The organism is Micromonospora sp. NPDC051141 (assembly GCF_044455765.1).
Taxonomy (GTDB): domain Bacteria; phylum Actinomycetota; class Actinomycetes; order Mycobacteriales; family Micromonosporaceae; genus Micromonospora.
This window is the reverse complement of sequence record NZ_JBITFD010000017.1, coordinates 94,820-114,310: the sequence shown is the minus strand read 5'-3', so window position 1 is coordinate 114,310 and position 19,491 is coordinate 94,820. Positions and strand designations below refer to the sequence as shown.

Here is a 19,491-nt window from a genome sequence, read left to right as displayed (position 1 = left end):
GATGCGTCGGCTCGGAGTGCGTTCCAACCTGTTCCGCTGAGCGGGGCGGTGGGTGATCAGTCGGTGCGCAGCGCTTCGAGAATCGGCTCGGTTTCGACGTACATGTCCAGGCTGATCACGAGGCCGTCGCGGATCCGCCAGACGTGCACCTCACGTGCCTCGAACGGCTTGCCGGTCGCTCGCACCACACCGCGAGCCCGACCGCTCTGCACGACGCGGTCGCCCGCCTGGTAGAGCTCCTCGATCTCCACGCGGCTGTCGAGCGCGCTGCCCAGAGCCTGCGCGAAGCGCTGGAAGCCCTCGCGGCCGGTGTAGCGGCCGCCCCACGGCAACTGCTCAGACTGGTACACGCTGATGTCCGGGTGGGCGGTCGTCGCGCCGGCGGCCGCGGCCCCCGCCGAGCCGAGCATGGCGTAGATCCGACGTACGAGGTCGAGGTCGGTCGGACCGGACGGATCGGGCTGCGGCGATACGTGGGGAGTCATGTCGATCCTCCGGCTGACGGGCAACTGCCGGGATTGTAGGGCGGTGGCGGCTGGGGCGTGCGAGGTTGCGGCCGGAACGAGTCGGAACGCCCAGAGCTCATCGGTTCCAGGTCGCCTGTCCCGGGCGGAGCGGCATGGCGCGCTGCCCCGACTTCGGGACAGCCGGACATGAAGCGCCCATCAGGGTCGAATTCCCCTCAGCGGTACGTCAGCGCGACTTCAGCGTGCTGAGCAAGGGTGCATGGAAATAATGATCGTGGGCCGGCCCGGGAAGATCCCTTCCTCGGGGATTTCGTGAGGGCGGCCGCGACTCCACCGCTGGAGAAGATCCTCATGGCACCACCGCAGACGTACCATCACCTCGGCCTCAGCCCGGCGCGCGCACACGTCATGACTGCCAGCGGCCAACAACCGTGAGCGCAAGAGCTGTTTGACGTCGATCTGCCCGGCGTGACGGTCGCCGGGTCGCCGGCCCGGGGACCCGCGCGGGCCGGGTCCCCGCGGCTGCGCCCTGAAGCGGTTGTCCGCAGCCTCCTCATTGCCCCCCGGGTTGGGCTTCCGCTCCGCGTCTACCGATCGCCCGCACCATCCGAACGGACTGTTGATGTATCACCCTCACTTGCAGGAGGACCTCCGGTGATCGCCCGTCTGCCGTCGTCCCGGCTGGCCGACCGCAGCCGTCTGGCCCTCGCCGCGGCGCCCGGCCATCTCCCGACACAACCCCGTCCCGTCGCTGACGAGCTGCACGCGACGCTCGTCAACGGGACGCGTGCCCTGTACCACGACGGCAACCTCCAGGCCAGCCGGGAATGGTTCGACCGGGCGTTCACCGCGGCCGAACGCGAGCAGGACGGTCCGAGTCAGGCGCTGGCCGCCGTGGGTTACGGGGGCCTCTGGGTGCACGAGCACCGCGGCGCGGCCACGGCGGCGCTGACCGAGCTGCGCCTGCGCCGCGCACTGAATCTGGTGGACGACGACTCACCGCTCGCGGTTCGGCTGCGCGCCCGGCTGGCCGCCGAAGCCGACTACCGCGAAGGAACGCACGAGCGGGTGTTCGCTGCGGTGGAGCATGCGCGACGGTTGCAGGATCCGGTGGCGCTGGCGGAGGCGCTGAGCCTTGCTCACCACTGCGTGATGGGTCCCCATGAGGCCCACCTTCGCACGCGGCTCGTCGAGGAACTGATCGAGACGAGCCTGCGCACCGGGCGGCGCGGCGACCTGCTGATCGGCTTGCTGTGGCGTACGTCGAACCTGCTGCTCGCTGCCGACAGTCACGCCGAACGGTCGCTGCGGGAGCTACAGGGCATGCTGCAGGAGCGGCCACATGCGGCGGTCGGGTTCATCGTGCAGGCCATGGAGGTGATGCGAACGATTCGCTCCGGCGACCTCGCGGCCGCGGAGGAACGCGCCAACGCCTGCGCGAAAGCCGGGCAGGCGGTGGGCGACATCGACTCGATCGGCTGGTTCGGAGCCCACATGATCGCGGTCAACTGGTACCGGGGCAACCTGGCGGAGCTGATCCCCACGCTGCGCGAACTGGTCAACTCGCCGCTGCTGAGCACCGTCGACAATTCACACCTGGCGGCGCTCGCCGTCGCGACTGCCAGCGCCGGCGACGAGCGGCTCGCCCGTGGCTCGCTGGCCCGGCTCGCGGGCGCCTCATGGAGCCAGCTCCCGATGACCAGCAGTTGGCTCGCCACCATGTACGGCGTCATCGAGGCGGCGAATCTGCTCGGCGACACGAAGACGGCAGCCGCCGCCTACGACCAGCTACGGCCGTTCGGCCATCTCCCGATCATGGCGAGCATGGGGATCGCGTGCTTCGGATCGGCGGAACACGCGCTCGGCGTCGCGTCACTGACGATGGGACACGGCGACCAGGCGGTCGCTCACCTCGAGGCGGCCGTGCACGCCAACCACGCGCTTCAGCACTGGCCGGCGGCGCTGCTGTCGCGCGCCCGGCTGGCCGAGGCGCTGTGGCGACAGGGCGAGCACTCCCGGGCTCACGAACTGCTCAACCAGGCTCGTGAGGAAGCGGAGCAGCTGGCCATGCCGCTGCCTCGGTCGACCGAGCACATCTCCCGGCGACCCGCGGCGGACGCCGGCAGGGCGGCTGCGCCGGTGCTCAGCTGTGAGCGCCGCGGGCTGCGCTGGCATCTGCACCTCGGCGACCGGGCGGCCGTGCTGGACGCCAGCAAGGGCATGACCTATCTCGCCAGTCTGATCGCCAACCCCGGGTTCGAGATATCCGCGGTGGAACTGGCCGCCGGTCCGGGCACCGCGGCGGATTCGCTCAACGGCAGCCTGACGACCGGCTCTTCGCAACCTGTCCTCGACGAGGCCGCGAAGCGCGCGTACAAGGCCAGATTGTCCCAACTCGACGACGCCATCGCGGAGTATGAGGCGCACAACGACCTCGTCCGGGCCGAGCGGGCCAGGGCGGAGCGCGGCTGGCTCATCGAGGAGCTGGCGGCGGTGACCGGGTTGGGCGGGCGTACCCGTAGCTTCGCCGACGCCGCCGAACGCGCGCGCATCTCGGTCGGCAAGGCGATCAGGCGTGCGGTCATGCAGGCAACCGCCGTGGATCCGGTGATCGGTGACCATCTTCGTTCCTATGTGCGGACCGGCATGCGCTGCTGCTACATGCCGAGGTGACAGTTCGCCAGGAGCGTGAGGACCGAATATGCCGTAGTTCGGTGTCTCACGCTCCTGGCGGGAACGGCGAGAACGGGGGGAGGTTGCTCGCCGTTCGGCATGTCCCCGGCAGAGACGCCGTCGCTCAGCTGTCATCGATCGCCACGCCGCCTTCTTACGGGTTGCGAGAACGGTCCCAGAGCCCGCTGAAGTTCAGCTGACGGGTCACTGAGGCCCCACACACCCCTACGACGACCCGTGCGCGCGCAAGAGCGCCGCACACCTCGGAGACTTTCCTGTGAGGAGAACCGATGCAGACGCATGAACCACCGACAGTTCGACTGAACTGGATCACCGAGCAGCGGTATTCGCTCGTGGGACCGCCGCGCGAGAGCCGCCTCGGGTCGTGGTATCCGCTCGCCAGCACCTCCGGCTCGCTGCACGAGGGTCTGCTGGTGAGAGAGGTGCCGCCGGCCGATCCGGCCTTCGCCCTCCGCGTGACCGCGCAGGTCCGTCAGATCGTGGCCGCTCGCGTCCCGGGACTGGTCAAGGTTGTTGACTGCCTGTACGACGAGCAGCAGATGTGGCTGATCACGGACACGCCACCCCACCCGACCCTCGCGCGGTTGGCGACGGCGGCCGGTGGAATCCCGGGACCGGCTGCGATCGCCGTCGCCGCCGCCTCGGGCCGTACGCTCGGTGCGTTGCACGCCGACGGCCTGTCGCACGGGGGTCTGCACCTCGATTCGGTCAGCATCGCTCCCTCGGGTGAGGTGATGCTGCTAGAGGTCGGTCTCGCCCGCGCTTTCGCCGGCACCGCGCTTCGCGCCGACGAAGACGCGCGAGGTTGGGCCCGCCTGCTGCGCGAGATCAGCGCACTGTGCCCGGACCGGCATGCGGCGGCGTCGCTGCGCGCCTCGGCGACCGCCGCCGAGTCGGCGGCCGGGGCTGAGGGTATCCACGCCGGCCTACGCACGCTCGCCGCTGAGCGCATTGCTCGCACGTGGGAGGCCGACCTGACCGCGGCCGCGGGGTTTGTCGGCCGAGCGGTGCGGACACCCCCGCATGCAGGGAACCGTCCCCCTGCGGCGGCGGCCCAGCGTGACAACGCCGCTCCTGGATACCGCAGTTCCGGCCCCTATCGGCAGGAAATCGTTGTCCCGCAGAACGCCGGGCGGGCTCGCGTGGCGGTGATGGCACCCGAGGCGCGCGGTCGCCCGGCCGCCCGGCCCTCGGCGGCCCCGTCTCGACCGACGGTGCCGGTCCGCCCGGTCCCGCGCCGTCGGAGGAGGACGGTGCTCAGGTCCGTCGCCCAGCGGATCGCGCTGACGGACCTCATCGCCACCGGCGTTGTCACCGCGGTCCTCATCCTCCTCGTACTCCGCTACGGGATCCAAGCCGGGTGACAGCGCCAAGGGTCGTGCCGCCGCGCTGGAACGCGAGGGAACGCGTCCAGTAAGGCGACGTGCGAATGGCACAGCGTCAGAGATCTCACGAGAGGACGTGTCTGCCATGAGCACCGTCGAATGGCTCTCCGCGAGGGCGATCCGGGTCATGGTGCCCTACACCGAGCCCGAAGCGATCCGCGCTCACCTGAGCGACCTGCTCGCCGATCGGCGACTGACGCTGTGCCGTCCGCCCGACATCCACGTGGACGGGGCCGGGCAGGGCAGCGTGACGGCCGAGGTTCGGATGGCTGTCCCGCTGCCCGAACTGGCCGGGCTCGAGGTCACCGTCGACGCGATACCCGACGACAGGACCGTCGAGGGGTATCTGGCCCATCTTCGCGAGCACGCGGCGATCCTGACACCGCTGGACCGAGCGGCCCGCAGTGGCGACTTCGTGACCGTCGACCTCCGCGCCACCGTGGGTGGGCGCGACATCGAGCGGGGCGAGTGGCGTGGTGTGGTGCACGAGGTCGGTGCGGGGCATGCGCTCGAAGGGCTGGACGACACGCTGCTCGGCATGGGTGCCGGTGAGGCCACCACCTTCACGACGACGCTTGTCGGTGGCCGGCACCGCGGGCAGGCGGCCGAGCTGGCCGTCACGGTCACGCAGGTGTCCAGCCGAAGCCTGCCGGAGCTGAACGACGCCTTCGCCGGCGTGATGGGTGACTTTCAGACCCTCGACGAGCTGCGCTCGGCGCTGGCACGGCGGCTGGCGGCGCGGGCCGCCGCCCGGCACCGGGCGGCAACCTACGACAAGGCGGTGGCGTTGGCGGCCGCGAGGGCCGGCATCACGGCCCCGGACGACCTCGTGCAGCGGCTGCTGGACGAACAGAAGCGGCACATCTCGCACTCGCTGGGTGCCCTCGGGGTGGCTCTCGAGGACTACCTGGCAGCCGAGGACATGGCGGAGGACGACGTCGATGCGGTGCTGCGGGCGGCGATCGCCAGGCGAACGGAGGCCGAGATGCTGCTCGATGTCATCGCCGCAGAACAGGGCTTCGACGGACCGTTCGGCGAGTCTGCGGAGTCCGGTCCGCAGGCGCCGTCGGCGGCCTCCGCCGAGGCGGGTGCGGCGCGGCGGGGCAGGGCACTGGCCCATCTGATGAACATGGTCGTGCTGAGGGATGGCAGGGGTGACGTGCTGTCGGCCGAACAGTTGGCCGACGCCGGCAGGTATGCGGTCGTTGGCTGACGGCAGCACCTGACGGGCCTTTCGTGACCGGCCGGTAGTCGATGGGCTTTTGATGCATGTTCGACCCTTTGAATGGTATCCAGGATGGTCTGCGTCGGTCGGGCAGACGCGGATCGGCGTAGAATTTCCACGGCGTCAACGCCGGGACGGCGGGGGCCAAGTGGTATTGATCTCCTCCAGGCGCAAGCGGGTTCGGCGGTTTGACTGTATGGATACGAGGCGCGAACCGACCGCGTGGCCGTGGCCGCGGTTGGCGGCCGAAGCCGAGGACGGACATGCGCGCTGACGTCCGGGTCCGGCTGTTGGGCCCGATCGAGGTGGTTGCGGCCGGGCTGCACCGGCCTGTCGCCGGACTACGTAAACGTGCGGTCTTGGCGGCGTTGGCGCTGCAGGTCCGGCAGGTCGTCTCCGCGGACGACCTCATCGATGTCGTCTGGAACGGCGACGGTCCCGTCACCGCCCTGAACGCACTGCAGAGTCACGTCTCGTCGTTGCGTCGCGAGCCGGGTCTACGGGAGGCGATCCTGGCCCGTGCTCCGGGTTACCTGCTCGACCTGGGCGCCGGATGTACGGACGTGGAGGTGACGGAAGAGCTGCTTCGACGCGCCGCGCAGGAGGCGGACCCGGCGCGCCGGGCCGGGTTGCTGCGGTCGGCACTGGGCTGGTGGCGTGGTCCCGCCCTGGCCGGGCTGGCGGATCTGACCTGGTTCGCGGATCACGCGGCGCGGCTGGACGGGATGAGGCGGGGGGCTCTGTCGTCGTTGACGGAGGCGCGTCTGGTGCTGGGCGAGCACGGTGCCCTGGTGGGAGAACTGGAGCACCTCGCGGAACGCTACCCCTTCGACGAGGAGCTGCATCGACAGCTGATGGTGGCGTTGTACCGGTGCGGTCGGCCCAGTGACGCGCTCACCGTGTTCGGCAGGCTGCGACGTCGGTTGGCCGACGAGTTGGGAGTGGATCCCGGGCCGGTGCTACGTGGGCTGCAGTCGTCGATCCTTCGTCATGACGAGGCGCTGACGCTCCCAGGGACGACGACCGAGCCGGGCGGTGCGGGGCGCATGGTGGCGCGACCCGCGGCGCGGGAAGGGACCTTGGTGGAGCGCGCGGCGGAGATGAGCCTGCTGGAACAGGCGCTCGCAAAGGCCCGCGCGGGAACCGGTTCGGTCGTGTTGTTCGAGGGTCCAGCCGGTATCGGCAAGTCGGCGCTGCTGGCACACGCCCGGGCTCGGGCCCGAGAGCTGGGGTTCCACCTCGCCGCCGCCGTCGGTCGGCAGTTGGAGACAACCTATGACTGGGGATGCGCGCGTCAACTGTTCGACGGCTCGCAGTCCGGCCCCCTCAGCTTCTCCGCGGAAACACCTGCTTCCGATGCGCACGGCGAGCTGCCGACACCGCCGGGACGTCAGCCCGAGTCGGACCTGGAACGCTCGGAAATCCATGCGCTCTATCGGCTGATGGTCAGGTCGTGTGAGCGGGGGCCGTTGTTGGTGACCCTTGACGACCTGCAGTGGTGCGATCTTCCTTCGGTGCGGTTGATGGCCTACCTCGCCGCACGGGCCTGCGGCCTGCCGATGGTCTTGTTGGGGACATCGCGGCCGGGCGTGGCAGAGATCGATCAGGTCCTGACCGGGCTTGCCCGGTTCACGCGGGTCCTGGCACCCCTGTCGGTGAATGGTTGTGCTGCTGTGCTGGGCCATGGAGGTGAGGAGTTGGCGCAGCAGTGTCATGAGTTGACAGACGGCAGCCCGCTTCTGGTCCGGGAGTTCGGCCGTCACCTCGGTGACGAACGTGGGGTGGAACGGGGCGCAGCGAGCGTACGACGCCTGGTTCAGGCGCAGGTGCGCCAGTTACCGCCGGGAGCAGCCGGTGTGGCGCAGGCGCTGGCGGTGTGGCGGGGCCCGACCGGGGCCGAGGCGGTGGCGGCGACGGCTCGGATCGATGTCGCGGAGGCGATGCACCACCTGGCTGCGCTGCGAGCGAATCAACTGGTGACTGCCAGCGACGATGGTCGGCGGTTCGCGCTGGCGCGTCCGTTGATTTGTGAGGCGGTGTATGAGGGGGTGGGGTCGGGGGTGCGGGCGGGGTTGCATGTGCGGGCGGCGGGGGTGGCGTTGCGGGTGGGGGATGTGGTGGGTGCGGGTTCGCAGTTGTTGCGGGTGCCGGCGGGGTGGGGGGGTGAGGTGGATGTGGTGGGGGTGCTGGGTGAGGCGGCGCGGGTGTGTTTGGTGCGGGGTGCGGTGGATTCTGCGGTGGCGTTTTTGCGGCGGTTGTTGGAGGAGGATCTGGGTGAGGGTCGGGGTGGTGTGTTGACGCGGTTGGGGATGGCGGAGTTTCTGGTGGATACGGGTGCGGCGGTGGGGCACTTGGCTGCCGGGTTGGCGTTGGAGACCGATCCCGAGACACGAGCGCGAACCGCCCTGACACTGGCTGCGGCGCTGCACGCCGACGGTCAGCCCGCCGAGGCGATGCACGTGGCGCAGGACGCCCTGCACCACAGCCCTGACCCGCTCAGCAGCACACACCGCGCACTACAGGCCATGGTCGTCGACACCGCCATCGCCGCTCGTCACCTTCCGCACATCCAGCCGCTTGTGCAGGAGTGGCGGGACCGTCCGCCGGGCTCGACGGCCGGCGACCTGATGGTGCAGGCCGCGCTGGCTATCCACGCTGCCCTTCGGAACGACCGCGTCTCGGCCCTGAGGCGGGCGAGCGCGGTGGCGACGGCAGCCGACCTGGGCCGACAGCCCTTCGCCGTGCACGCCGCCGCGCGAGCCTGGCAGGTACTCACGATGTGCGACGCCCCGGAGGCCCTACCCGCCATCGACACGTTCCTCACCCACGTCGAGGCGACCGGCTCCCGGTGGGGGCAGACGCTGGCCAGGTGCCATCGGGGCGCCGTCCTGCTGGCCCACGGCGACGTACGCGAGGCTGTCGACGACCTGCGCCTCAGTTGGGCACAGGCAGTACGGCACGAGTTGCGACTCGGCAAGATCCTCTCCGGCAGCCACCTGATGATCGCCCTCCTGCGGCGAGGTGATGTGGACGCCGCCGACACCATCCGATCCCAGCTGGCGGATGGCCCGGCGCTTGATGTCACGAACGGACTGAGGACGTACGCGGAGGCAAGCCTGCTGCTTGCGCAGGGCAGGACGACCCTCGCCCTGGCCAGGGCCATCGCCCTGCGGGACCAGTGCCGCGTCAGCGGCATCACCAACGCGGTGGATCCGGACTGGCGGACCCTGATGATCCGCTGCCTCACCGATCTCGGCCGGGGAGACGAGGCGTTGGAGACGGCCCAGGAGTTCGTCGGTTCGGCTACCACCTGGGGCACCGCCCGGGCCATCGGGCGGTCCTTGGCGGCCATGGCTGACGTGGCGCACGCGCGGCGGCGTACGGAACTTTTGCACGAGGCGGCGAAGCACTTCGAGGCTGCCGACGCCCGATGGGAACTGGCTGAGTCCCTCCACCGGCTGGGTGAGTCGATGCGCCAGGCGGGGTCGCCGACGGAGGCGCGTGAGCACCTGCGTCGAGCACACGAGATCGCCGCCGCGTGCGGCGCCGAAGCGTTGGCCCGCGATGCCGCGGGCAGTCTGCGCCTGCTGGGCACCCGCGTTCGTAACGGGCAGGGAGGCGGCTCGGAGCGCCTGACCCCGGCCGAAAGGCGTGTCGTCGAACTGGCGAGGGAGGGCCACAGCAACCGCGAGATCGCCCACAGCCTGTTCATCAGGCTGAAGACGGTCGAGACCCACCTCACGAGTGCATACCGGAAGCTCGGCGTCTCCGGCCGTGGGCAACTGGCCCAGGCATCACTCGCGTCGGACTCGGAAACCTCGGCTCCTGCCGGAGTCGACGACAGGCGATACCGGTAGGCCTGATGCGGACCCGCATGTCACCGACGCCGAGGCGAGCCGTCATTCCCGACGCCGCGACAGCTGTGAGGTGGTGGAGGTGCTCAAACCACCGGTAAGTCGACTCAGACTTCTCGGCACCCTGGAGGTAGTCGTCGACGGCACGCCTCGTCCCGTCGGTGGCCTGCGGCGACGCGCCCTGCTGGCGGCGCTCGCCCTGCAACCCGGTGACGTCGTCAGCTCACGGCGGCTGTTGGAAATCGCCTGGCCGGGTCGGACCACCGCGACCAGGGTGAACACGCTGCAGAGCCACCTGACGCATCTGCGCCGGGAGTACGCGCTACGCGGTCTGATCCTCGCGAGAGACTCCGGATACGTACTCGAACTCGCCGATGAGTTCACCGACCTGCAACTCGCCGAGCGGCGGATCCACGACGCGATGCTCGCCGACGATCCCGCGAAGGTCGTCGGCGAACTGCGGGACGCGCTCGCCGCCTGGCGCGGCCCCTCCCTCAGCGATCTGCGGGACCTCACCTGGTTCAACGACCAGGCCGTACGCCTCGACGGCATCCGCCGGGCCGCCACCAACGCTCTCGTCGAGGCCCGGCTCGCACTCGGCGAGCACCATCAACTCGTGGCCGAGCTGGCACACGCGATCGAGCAGCAGCCGCTCGACGAGGAACTGCACCGGCAGTTCATGACCGCCCTCTACCGCAGCGGACGGCAGAGCGACGCGTTGTCGGTCTACCAGCGCCTCAAACGAACTCTCGCGGCGGACCTGGACACCGGGCCGCAGGTGGCGACGAACGAGCTGTACACGGCGATACTCCGGCACGCACCCGAACTCGACCTCACCGCCGCGGGCACCACAGCCTCCCTCAGCGGGAAGCTGGCAGCCGCACCGGACGCAGGCGGGGAGGGCCGGGACGAACTCGTCGACCGTGATCATGAGACCGGTCTGATCGATGAGGCGATGCGGGCCGCGGCTGCCTCTGCCGGCACCGTTCTGCTCTTCGAGGGGCCCCCGGGAATGGGGAAGACCTCGCTGCTGGAGTACGCCGAAGGGCAGGCCCGGCAGCGCGGCTTCACCGTCATGAGTGTCGGTGGATGGCCGGGGGAGAGCGACGCCGCCTGGGCCGGGGTCCGGCACCTACTCCACGGCGAGACGCGTGCCTCTCGCGAGTCTGGTCGTTCCGCATCGGCCGGCAGCGCGCTGGCGCGCGAGGCGCTGCTGGGCTGGGACCAGGCACGTGGAGAGCGCGCCGTCGGCGAGTACGCCCTGCTCGACTCGCTCTACTGGCTGGTCGCCGACGTGGCAGAACACGCTCCGGTCGCGCTCGTCGTGGATGATCTCCAATGGCTGGATGTGCCGTCGGTGCGTTTCCTGGCCTATCTGAGCGCCCGGTTGGAAGCGCTACCGATCCTCTTGGTCATGGGCCTCCGCAAGGGCGACGACCATCGGGTTCAGCCTCTGCTGTCGGCCTTCACCTCGGTCACCCACATCCTCGCGCCGCTGACCGCCGCCGGCTCGGCGCGCCTTCTGAACGCGCTGACGGGCATGCCTCCCGACGATCCCGTGACAGCCCAATGCCGTCGGCTCAGCAGCGGAAACCCGCTGTTGCTGCGGCAGCTCGCCAAACGCGTCAACGGCGCCGCGGCCAGCGGACAGGACCCGGCGTCGGCCCTGGAGGCCGGCTTGCCGGTCATCTCGATGCTGGTCAGGACCCAGTTGGACTACTTCCCGCCCGCTGCCGCGGTGGCGGCCCAGGCCCTGTCGGTGGTGGGCGACGGCGCTTCGGTCGACGCCCTGGCCCAGGTCGCGCAGGCCCGGCCGCAGGAGGTCGTGGAGGGGCTGAGCATCCTTCGCGACAGCGCCTACGTCACCGAGACGGCAGGCGGCTTCGGGTTCGCTCACCCGTTGATTTGTGAGGCGGTGTATGAGGGGGTGGGGTCGGGGGTGCGGGCGGGGTTGCATGTGCGGGCGGCGGGGGTGGCGTTGCGGGTGGGGGATGTGGTGGGTGCGGGTTCGCAGTTGTTGCGGGTGCCGGCGGGGTGGGGGGGTGAGGTGGATGTGGTGGGGGTGCTGGGTGAGGCGGCGCGGGTGTGTTTGGTGCGGGGTGCGGTGGATTCTGCGGTGGCGTTTTTGCGGCGGTTGTTGGAGGAGGATCTGGGTGAGGGTCGGGGTGGTGTGTTGACGCGGTTGGGGATGGCGGAGTTTCTGGTGGATACGGGTGCGGCGGTGGGGCACTTGGCTGCCGGGTTGGCGTTGGAGACCGATCCCGAGACACGAGCGCGAACCGCCCTGGCATTGGCCGGAGCCCAGTTCTTCGCGGGCCACGCGGCGCAGGCGGTCACCGTCTGCCGGGAGGCGCTGGCAGACGGCAGCATCTCCACGTCCGCGCGGCTGGGGCTGGAATCCTGCATGATCGATGCCGCCTACCCGGCCCGCGATGCTCTCGGCCTGGCGCAGATGATCGAGGCGCAACGTCACCTGTCCGGTGACGACAGCGACGGCGGGCTGATGCGCGACGCCGCACTGTCGGTCTGGGATGCCTGCCGCAACGACCGTCGGTCGGCTCAGCAACGCGCCGAGCGCGCCGTCGCCGGCGATGTGCTCATCCGCCACCCGCTGGCGGAGAGCACCCTGGCCTGCGCGTGGCAGGTGCTGGACGTGTGTGACGCACCGCAGGCGCTGCCCAGCGTGGATGCCGCCATCGCGCACGCCCGGCGCTCCGGTTCACTGCGCGCCCTCGCACCGGCCATGTGCTTCCGCTCGGCCCTGATGCTCAGCCGAGGCCACCTCGCCGAGGCCGTCTCCGATGGCCGGGCCGGTTGGGAAGCCGTGACCACCTCGTCGATTCATGTCGGTCTTCCCTACATCGGGAACTATCTCGCCCTTGCCCTGCTGCACAGCGGCGACGTCACCGGCGCGCGGGTGGTCCTCGCCGAGGTCCAGAACGGCTGCCCCGCGGACATCAGCACCCGGCTGTTCGGCGAGGCACTGATCGCCCTGGCGCTGGCCGAGGACGACATCCCCGAGGCGTACCGCCTCGCCGGCGCCCTGCGGGACGAGTGCGACAACCTCGCAATCGAGAACCCGATCCTTGCCGACTGGCGCTCACCAATGATCATCACCCTGGGTGCCCTCGGCAGGCGGCGTGCGGCGGAGGATGTCTGCGCGCAGTTCATCGACGTGGCGCGGGCGTGGGACACGCCCCGGGCCGTCGCACGCAGCCTGCGTCTGAGCGCCACCGTGGCACCCCTCCGGAAGCGACCAGAACTCCTGTCGGAAGCAGCGGAGCTGCTCGGCCGGACGGAAGCCCGCCTCGACCGCGCTCAGACGTTGTCCGCACTCGGCAACGCGCTGTTGCATCTGGGGTACACGGATGACGCCCGCGAACGACTTCAGCAGGGTCACCGGCTCGCTGCCGGATGCGGGGCGATCCCACTGCGTGACGCACTTGCGGAACGGTTGCACGAGGTGGGCGTCCGCCCCCGCACGGGCGACGTGACGGGCAGACGCGGTCTCACTCCGAGCGAGGCGAGAGTGGCCGACCTGGCGGTGCGCGGTCTCACCGACAAGGAGATCGCGCAGAAGCTGTACCTCACGACCCGGACGGTCGAACTTCACCTCACTTCTGCCTTTCGCAAGCTGGGCGTCACCACGCGGACCGAGCTGGCAAGGGTGCTGACGCAAGAGCGTCCCTGAGAGCGGTTTGCGCGATGTGAAGTGGCTCCCGGGTGAGCGGTGCGAGCGCGCACACGCGCCGAAACCTCCGACGCGACCCGCGCCTGCCTCGTGCTTTCTCCACCACCTCCCGGCGGGCGGGCCCGGCTGCGGCGTCTCACCGGCGGACCGGGCGGTCCCACACCGCGTGGTAGTGGAACTGCACCGGAACCAGGCGGAACGCGAGACCGCATGACAGACCCTGAGAGATTGGGAAAGCATGAAAAGAGGAAACGTCAGCGGGGACCGCTGGCGAATGCCCAAGTGGCGCAGCGCCGTCGCCGCCGCCGTCGGCATTCTGGCGGCGGTTCCGGCACTGTCGCTGCTCCCGCCGTCGCAGGCCGGCGCGGTGAGCGGTGACCTGTCGACCAGCTTTGCGTCGAGGACACCCGCCCTGGCGGCCAACTCCGACAGCCGGATGGAGTTCTTCCTCACCGACGCCTACGACACCGCGTTGAACCGTTGGCAGTCCACCCCGGGCAGTAGCCAGTGGACCGGCTGGAACGCCTTCAACGGGCAGGTTCGATCCCTGGCGGTGGAGGCCCGCCAGGACAAGGCGCTGGAACTGTTCGGCCTGAACGAGAACGGTGACATCTGGCACCGGTGGCAGCGGGACGGCGGGTGGACCAGCTGGGCCCAGCTGGATGGCAACCTGAACTCGATCGCGGTCGCGCGCGCCGGCAACGGGCTGCTCGAGGTGTTCGGCACCAACGCGTCAGGCACCGTGTTCCACCGCTCGCAGGAGAGGCTGAACGCGAACGAGTGGGCCCCGTGGCAGACGTTCGACGGCCAACTCGTCTCGGTCGCCGCCGAGACCAACGCCGACGGACGCCTCGAGGTGTTCGGCGTCAACAAGCAGGGCATGGTTTACCACCAGTGGAAGCAGACCGACGGCAGGTGGTCGGGCTGGGCGTTGTTCGACGGGAACATGAGTTCCGTCGCCGTGGCCCGCAACGGCGCGGGACGGCTGGAGCTGTTCGCGACCTCGGTGCAGGGCGACGTCTTCCACCGCTACCAGATTGACGGCGGCTGGTCACGCTGGGCCAACATCAGTCACTCCACCCGGTTGCGATCCGTCGCCGCGGACGCCAGCATCGACGGTCGGGTGATGGTCGTCGGCGTGAGCACGAACGGCGACGCGTTCTACCGGCAGCAGTTGACCGGTGGGGGATGGTCGACGTGGACCCAGATGCCGGCAGGCGTGACCCCGCCCTTCCGCGCCGGGGGCAGCGTCCGCACCGTCGACTCGTCGCAGACCGTGTCGAGGGTCGCCAGCACCATCGGTTTCGACGGCCTGCCACTGACCGTGCAGAATGCCAGTAACGCCCTCCGTGTCACGCATTGCAACGATGCCGCCTGCACCACGAGCACCAGCACCGCTGTCGGGGGTGTGACCGGCCTGCGGCGGGTGGCGGTGAGGACCGGCTGGGACGGGCTGCCCGTCATCGCCTTCACGCAGTACCTCAGCAGCACGCAGCCGGTGGTGCTCAAGGTCGCCAAGTGCCACAACGTTGCCTGCACCGCCAGCACGATCTCGGTGATCGACGACAGCGAACCGTTGGCGGAGGAGATCGGCCTCACCATCAGCGGCGACGGCTTGCCGGTCGTGGTGTACACCAACGCCCCCGGCAGCGGTGACAAGCTCCTCAAGGTCGCGCGGTGCAACAACGCCTCCTGCGCCGGCGCGACGGTCACCAACACCGGGCTCGCCAGCGGTTACATTCCGGCGCTGAAGGTCGAGAACGGTGTCGACGGGCTCCCGAACTTCTTCTTCAAGGGCAAGTTCAACCTCATTCTCGCGCGATGCAGGACTGTCGCGTGCAACACCTTCGAGAACATCCAGGCGGAAGCGGGCCCGACCGGTGGTGTGGACAATGTCGCCATTGCCCGGGACAACGCGAGTGACCTCGGCTATGTCGCGTGGACGCAGCGCGGCGCCGGTGGCTTGTCGGAACTCGTCATCCGCCGCTGCAACTTCCGATTCTGCGTCAGCGGTGACCGCAAGGTGCTCGTGCCCAGCGGCGAGGTCACCGGGGGAATCGGCCTTGCGTTCGGCGACGACCGGACGGTCATCGCCTCGTTCAAGGGTCCCGGGAACGACCTGAAGGTCGTCAAGTGCGCCGACCAGGGATGCACCTCGGCCAACACCTACCCGGTGGAGAACGGCGGAGACCAGGGCAACCTCAACTCGATCCTCATCGGGGCGGACGGACTGCCGATCATCAGTTACCAGGACGGCGACACCGATCACCCGAAGCTCGCCCACTGCGACAACCTGAGCTGCTCCGGCTTCCCGAGCACCGGTGAGCCCACGCCGACGCCGAACCCGAACCCGACGCCGACCCCGACCCCGACACCCGGCGCGGGCTACAAGTCGGTGGTGCTCTACAACTGCACGCCGTCGGAGTGGACCGTCAGCATCTGGACCCGCGACCTGACGACGGGTGGCGCGTGGCAGAGAAAGACGAGCCTCGACCCGCAGTGGACCTCCGGCGGGACGTGCGGACCGAACGGCTACACGGGCACGCCCTACACGTTCACCATGGAGACCAACCACTACTACGACGTCAAGGCGGTGACGATCGAGGCCGCCGGCTGCCTGGACATTCCCGACGGCAACTCCTCGTGCTCGGCACTGGACCTGAGGTACGTGCTCGGCAACACCAGCGGTCCCGTAGGCCACCAGATCATCGGAGGCTGAGGCTCACCTCTGCCGGGCGCCGCGGTACCTGACGACGTGTCGGGTGCCGCGGCGCCTGTCGCCCGTACCGAGACGACCACGTGTCGCGGGAGGAAACCGGCGTCAACAGCAAAGCGGCGCGGACTGCATCACGCCCGGACGTCAACTCGGCCCCATCTGCCCGGGACTCCACGCAGTTCCAGGCTGCCGAAGCCCGGTGGCAGCAGAGGATCGACCGTCAGGACCTCACCATCCGGTTCCATGCCGAGAATCGCGCGGATCAGGAGCAGCGGGGCTCCTGCTGACCATGCCTGGGGGCTGCATGCCGTCGGGTACTCGACGGGATAGGTGGTGAGGCTACGTTCGTAACCGGCGAACGCTTCAGGAAGCCGCCCTCTGAAGAAGGGAGCCGCATCAATTATTGCCTTCGCGATCGCCGCCGCCTCACGCTTGAACCCGTATCGTCTGAGCCCCCACGCGATGATGGAGTTGTCGAACGGCCAGACCGTGCCGACGTGGTATCCGATCGGGTTGTAGGACTGATGCCCGGTCGCGAGTGTGCGAACACCCCATCCAGAGAAGAGTCGGGTACCCATGAGGTGTCGTGCGACAGAGGGGGCGCGATCTTCGTCGACGATCCCGCTCCAGAGGAGGTGCCCGATGTTGGACGAAAGTGCGTCCACCTGCCTGCCGTGGGGATCCAGAGCAAGGGCGTAGTACTGCCCGTCCTCGATCCAGAAGTCACGGTTGAACCGGCGCTTGAGCTCCTCCGCCTCACGTTCCAGACGGAGGGCGTACTCCGGATCGTTCCAAACCTCGCGGGCGAGTCGGGCGCCTCGTCGTTTCGCGTCGTACGCGTAGCCCTGTAGTTCGCAGGTCGCCCGTGGGAAGTCGGGCAGAGTGCCGTCCGCGAATGCCACCGAATCCCAAGAGTCTTTCCAGCACTGGTTCTCCAGGCCGGTGGTGGTGTTTCGCCGCTCGTACCAGATGTAACCGGTGCCGAGGAGATCTGCGTAGGTATCTATCCAGGTCAGGGCGGCGCGCGCCTCGTACTCCAACCTGTTGGCGGTCTCCTTGTCGCCGCTCCACCGTTCGTACTCGTCAAGCAGTATCACGAACAGGGGCGTCGAGTCGGCTGCGCCGAAGTACGGGGAATGAGGCTGCTCCTCGAACGTCGCGGACTCGCCCCACCGGCCTTCGTGCAGGATCTTGCCCGGCTCCTCGTCCCGGAAGTCGTCCAGATGGCTGCCCTGTCCGCGCACCATCATCGCCAACGTCGGCGGGGTGAGTTCGGGCTTGAACGGCATGGCCTGCAGGCAGGTGAACATCGTGTCGCGTCCGAACAGCGCCATGAACCACGGCAGTCCGGCCGCGGGAATCTGATCCGTGCGACCGAGCGGCGTGTAGCGCAGGGCAGCGAGGTCGACGAGGCTACGGCGATAGGCCTCCACGACCGGCTCGTAGGCGCTGGCAAGCGTAGGAGCCGAATCCATCCATGCGGCGAGGTTCTCCCGCATGTGCACACCGGTCTTCTGCACATGCTCCTGCAAGCTCGCTCCGCGTCGTCCGGGCGCTTCACGTAAGGTGCTTATGACGGTGAGGCGGGTGCTCCACCGTTCATGGGGCAGGACGTGGAGGTGAAACGAGATCCCGGTCCGGTCAAAGGTGCCCGGAACGCTGGAGTGGATGGTCGTCGACCGCCGGAAGCTGCCTCTCTCGTAGGTGAGAACGAGACGGTCGTCGTGTGTCTCGGTGGTCACCCGGCCGACTTTCGGCCTGAGGTTCTTCACCTCGAAAATGTCGGCGAAGTCACTGCCGATGTTGATGCGGACGTCCAGGACGAGGGGGCCCTTGCTGTGGTTGAGAATGCTCAGATCCTCTTCGAACGAGCCTCCGATACGCCGCTCGCGGATCACGGACATCTTCGAGTCGACGTAGTGTGTCAGGCCCTCCGGCACGAGGAAGAAGCGCGATTCGAAGTACTGTGTCTCATCCACCGAAAGAGACTGCAGACGGCTTCCGTTGATGGTCAGTACCCAGCGTGACAAGAATCGGGTGTCGTAGGAGAAGAGCCCCATCGGATATTTTTCCGAAAAATCGATGTCGCCGATCTCGTCGCTTACCAGGAACGTGTTTCCGTCGAGGATGCTGACCAGCTTCATCACCGACCTCCCAATGACAACCTCGGGTGCGTGTACCGAGGATCGCGGGCTTCGGCGGGGCCGGGGAGGAATTTTCTGAAGGTGGCGAGGACTTCCAGGTCGCCGGTCCCGGCGAGTTGGTTGCGGGAGGTGAGAGTGACGAGGTTCGCGCGGCCGGTGACCAGCTCGACGAAGGTGGCCTTGCTCGTCCTGACAACGCAATCCGCCGGCAGGGGCTCGCGCCGGACGCGCACCGTCCCCCGGCTGATCCGCAGATGCCAGTTCTCGACCTCGTGATCGACTTCGAGGTCGAACCTCAGTGTCGTTTCGACGGCCGGTGACAGCATCCGCGGCTGCTCGCTCAGCTCCTTGAAGAACTCAGCGACTTTGTTGGATTCCTCATCCTCGAAGGCCATCGTCTTGTCCGCTACTCCTTGATGCCTGCCCGACGGGCTGGTGTCGCCGGCCCCGTCAGCGCACGCCCGGGTGTAGGTGACGCCTCCCCGGTCGATGGTCTCCCAACCTCCGATGGTCTGGAGGCCAAAGCCAAAACTAGCCCTGAACCTGTGTCAGGGAAGGCGGCGGATGAGGCGGGCCAACACCTGTGGGTTCGTCACGCTGGCAGATCACGCCGTCCCAGCCGCGCCCACCTTGAGTCCTGAGTCTCGGTGACCCGGCTTGAGACTCGTCTTCTCAGGGCAAGAGGCCGGCCTGGATCGCCAGGATGGCGGCTCGTACGCGGTCGCGGCTGCCGGTTTTGGCCAGCACGTTGGTGACGTGGGTCTTGACGGTGCTCATGGAGAGGTGGAGGCGTTCGGCGATCTCGGTGTTGTTGAGTCCGGCGCCGATCAGGGCGAGCACGTCGGTCTCCCGGGCGGTCAGGTGGTAGGCCGCCAGTTCCACGCGGGTGGCCGGCCCGGTCGTGCGTACCCGGTCGAGGACCGCGCCGGTGACCTCGGCGGAGAGGATCGCCTCCCCGCCCGCGACGGTGCGCACCGCGGCGATGAGGTCGCGGGCGCTGCCCCGCTTGAGCAGGAACCCCCGCGCGCCGGCGGCGATGGCGTCCAGGACATAGGCGTCGTCGTCGAAGGTGGTGACGACGATCACGGCCGGGGCGTGCGGGATCGTGGCCAGCTCGCGGGTGGCTTGCAGACCGTCGAGCACGGGCATGCGGATGTCGACCAGGGCGACGTCGATGCGGGAGTCGCGGCGGACGGCGTCGAGGAACTGCCGGCCGTCGGCGGCCTCGGCGGCCACCTGGATGTCGGGTTGGGAACGCAGGATCAGGCTGAAGCCGTCGCGGATCAGCTGCTGGTCGTCGGCGATCGCCACCCGG

Annotated in this window: 10 protein-coding genes; 6 read left to right on the top strand and 4 right to left on the bottom strand. The window is 69.0% G+C overall.

Annotated features, from left to right (window positions below):
• Window positions 1–56: 56 nt before the first annotated feature.
• On the bottom strand, window positions 57–509 hold the full coding sequence (locus tag ACIA6B_RS27555; RefSeq protein WP_396777685.1) for a nuclear transport factor 2 family protein: 453 nt from the start codon (window positions 507–509) through the stop codon (window positions 57–59).
• A gap of 612 nt (window positions 510–1,121) precedes the next feature.
• Between ACIA6B_RS27555 and ACIA6B_RS27550 the strand changes: the two genes are divergently transcribed.
• The 6 genes from ACIA6B_RS27550 (at window position 1,122) to ACIA6B_RS27525 (ending at window position 16,035) form a co-directional block, all read left to right on the top strand.
• Window positions 1,122–3,140 carry a hypothetical protein gene (locus ACIA6B_RS27550; RefSeq protein ID WP_396777683.1) on the top strand — a complete coding sequence of 673 codons (2,019 nt, stop codon included), beginning with the start codon at window positions 1,122–1,124 and terminating at the stop codon, window positions 3,138–3,140.
• Window positions 3,141–3,430: 290 nt separating this feature from the next.
• Window positions 3,431–4,525, top strand: a complete 1,095-nt coding sequence (locus tag ACIA6B_RS27545) for a hypothetical protein (protein WP_396777681.1) — start codon at window positions 3,431–3,433, stop codon at window positions 4,523–4,525.
• 106 nt (window positions 4,526–4,631) lie between these two features.
• A complete protein-coding gene (locus tag ACIA6B_RS27540; RefSeq protein WP_396777679.1) occupies window positions 4,632–5,759 on the top strand; it encodes an FKBP-type peptidyl-prolyl cis-trans isomerase in 1,128 nt (375 codons plus the stop codon).
• Between the two features lie 275 nt (window positions 5,760–6,034).
• A complete protein-coding gene (locus ACIA6B_RS27535) occupies window positions 6,035–9,628 on the top strand; it encodes a BTAD domain-containing putative transcriptional regulator (protein ID WP_396777677.1) in 3,594 nt (1,197 codons plus the stop codon).
• 70 nt (window positions 9,629–9,698) lie between these two features.
• The gene (locus ACIA6B_RS27530) at window positions 9,699–13,316 is read left to right on the top strand and encodes a BTAD domain-containing putative transcriptional regulator (RefSeq protein ID WP_396777676.1); all 3,618 of its coding nucleotides are present in this window, start codon (window positions 9,699–9,701) and stop codon (window positions 13,314–13,316) included.
• A gap of 238 nt (window positions 13,317–13,554) precedes the next feature.
• The gene (locus ACIA6B_RS27525) at window positions 13,555–16,035 is read left to right on the top strand and encodes a tectonin domain-containing protein (RefSeq protein ID WP_396777674.1); all 2,481 of its coding nucleotides are present in this window, start codon (window positions 13,555–13,557) and stop codon (window positions 16,033–16,035) included.
• 128 nt (window positions 16,036–16,163) lie between these two features.
• On the opposite strand, the gene ACIA6B_RS27520 is transcribed toward ACIA6B_RS27525, so the two are convergent.
• From ACIA6B_RS27520 to ACIA6B_RS27510, 3 genes are all read right to left on the bottom strand, one after another.
• A complete protein-coding gene (locus ACIA6B_RS27520; RefSeq protein WP_396777673.1) occupies window positions 16,164–18,176 on the bottom strand; it encodes a glycogen debranching N-terminal domain-containing protein in 2,013 nt (670 codons plus the stop codon).
• Entirely contained in the window at window positions 18,176–18,571 is a 396-nt protein-coding gene (locus ACIA6B_RS27515) for an SCP2 sterol-binding domain-containing protein (protein ID WP_396777671.1), read from the bottom strand. Before ACIA6B_RS27515 ends, ACIA6B_RS27520 begins: the two co-directional genes overlap by 1 nt.
• 277 nt (window positions 18,572–18,848) lie before the next feature.
• Entirely contained in the window at window positions 18,849–19,487 is a 639-nt protein-coding gene (locus tag ACIA6B_RS27510) for a response regulator (protein WP_396777669.1), read from the bottom strand.
• Window positions 19,488–19,491 lie beyond the last annotated feature (4 nt).

Bases quoted from the DNA above. Each gene is read 5' to 3' on its own strand.
- ACIA6B_RS27545 (WP_396777681.1), top strand. From the start codon at position 3,431: ATGCAGACGCATGAACCACCGACAGTTCGACTGAACTGGATCACCGAG.
- ACIA6B_RS27540 (WP_396777679.1), top strand. From the start codon at position 4,632: ATGAGCACCGTCGAATGGCTCTCCGCGAGGGCGATCCGGGTCATGGTG.
- ACIA6B_RS27535 (WP_396777677.1), top strand. From the start codon at position 6,035: ATGCGCGCTGACGTCCGGGTCCGGCTGTTGGGCCCGATCGAGGTGGTT.
- ACIA6B_RS27525 (WP_396777674.1), top strand. From the start codon at position 13,555: ATGAAAAGAGGAAACGTCAGCGGGGACCGCTGGCGAATGCCCAAGTGG.
- ACIA6B_RS27520 (WP_396777673.1), bottom strand. From the start codon at position 18,176: ATGAAGCTGGTCAGCATCCTCGACGGAAACACGTTCCTGGTAAGCGAC.
- ACIA6B_RS27515 (WP_396777671.1), bottom strand. From the start codon at position 18,571: ATGGCCTTCGAGGATGAGGAATCCAACAAAGTCGCTGAGTTCTTCAAG.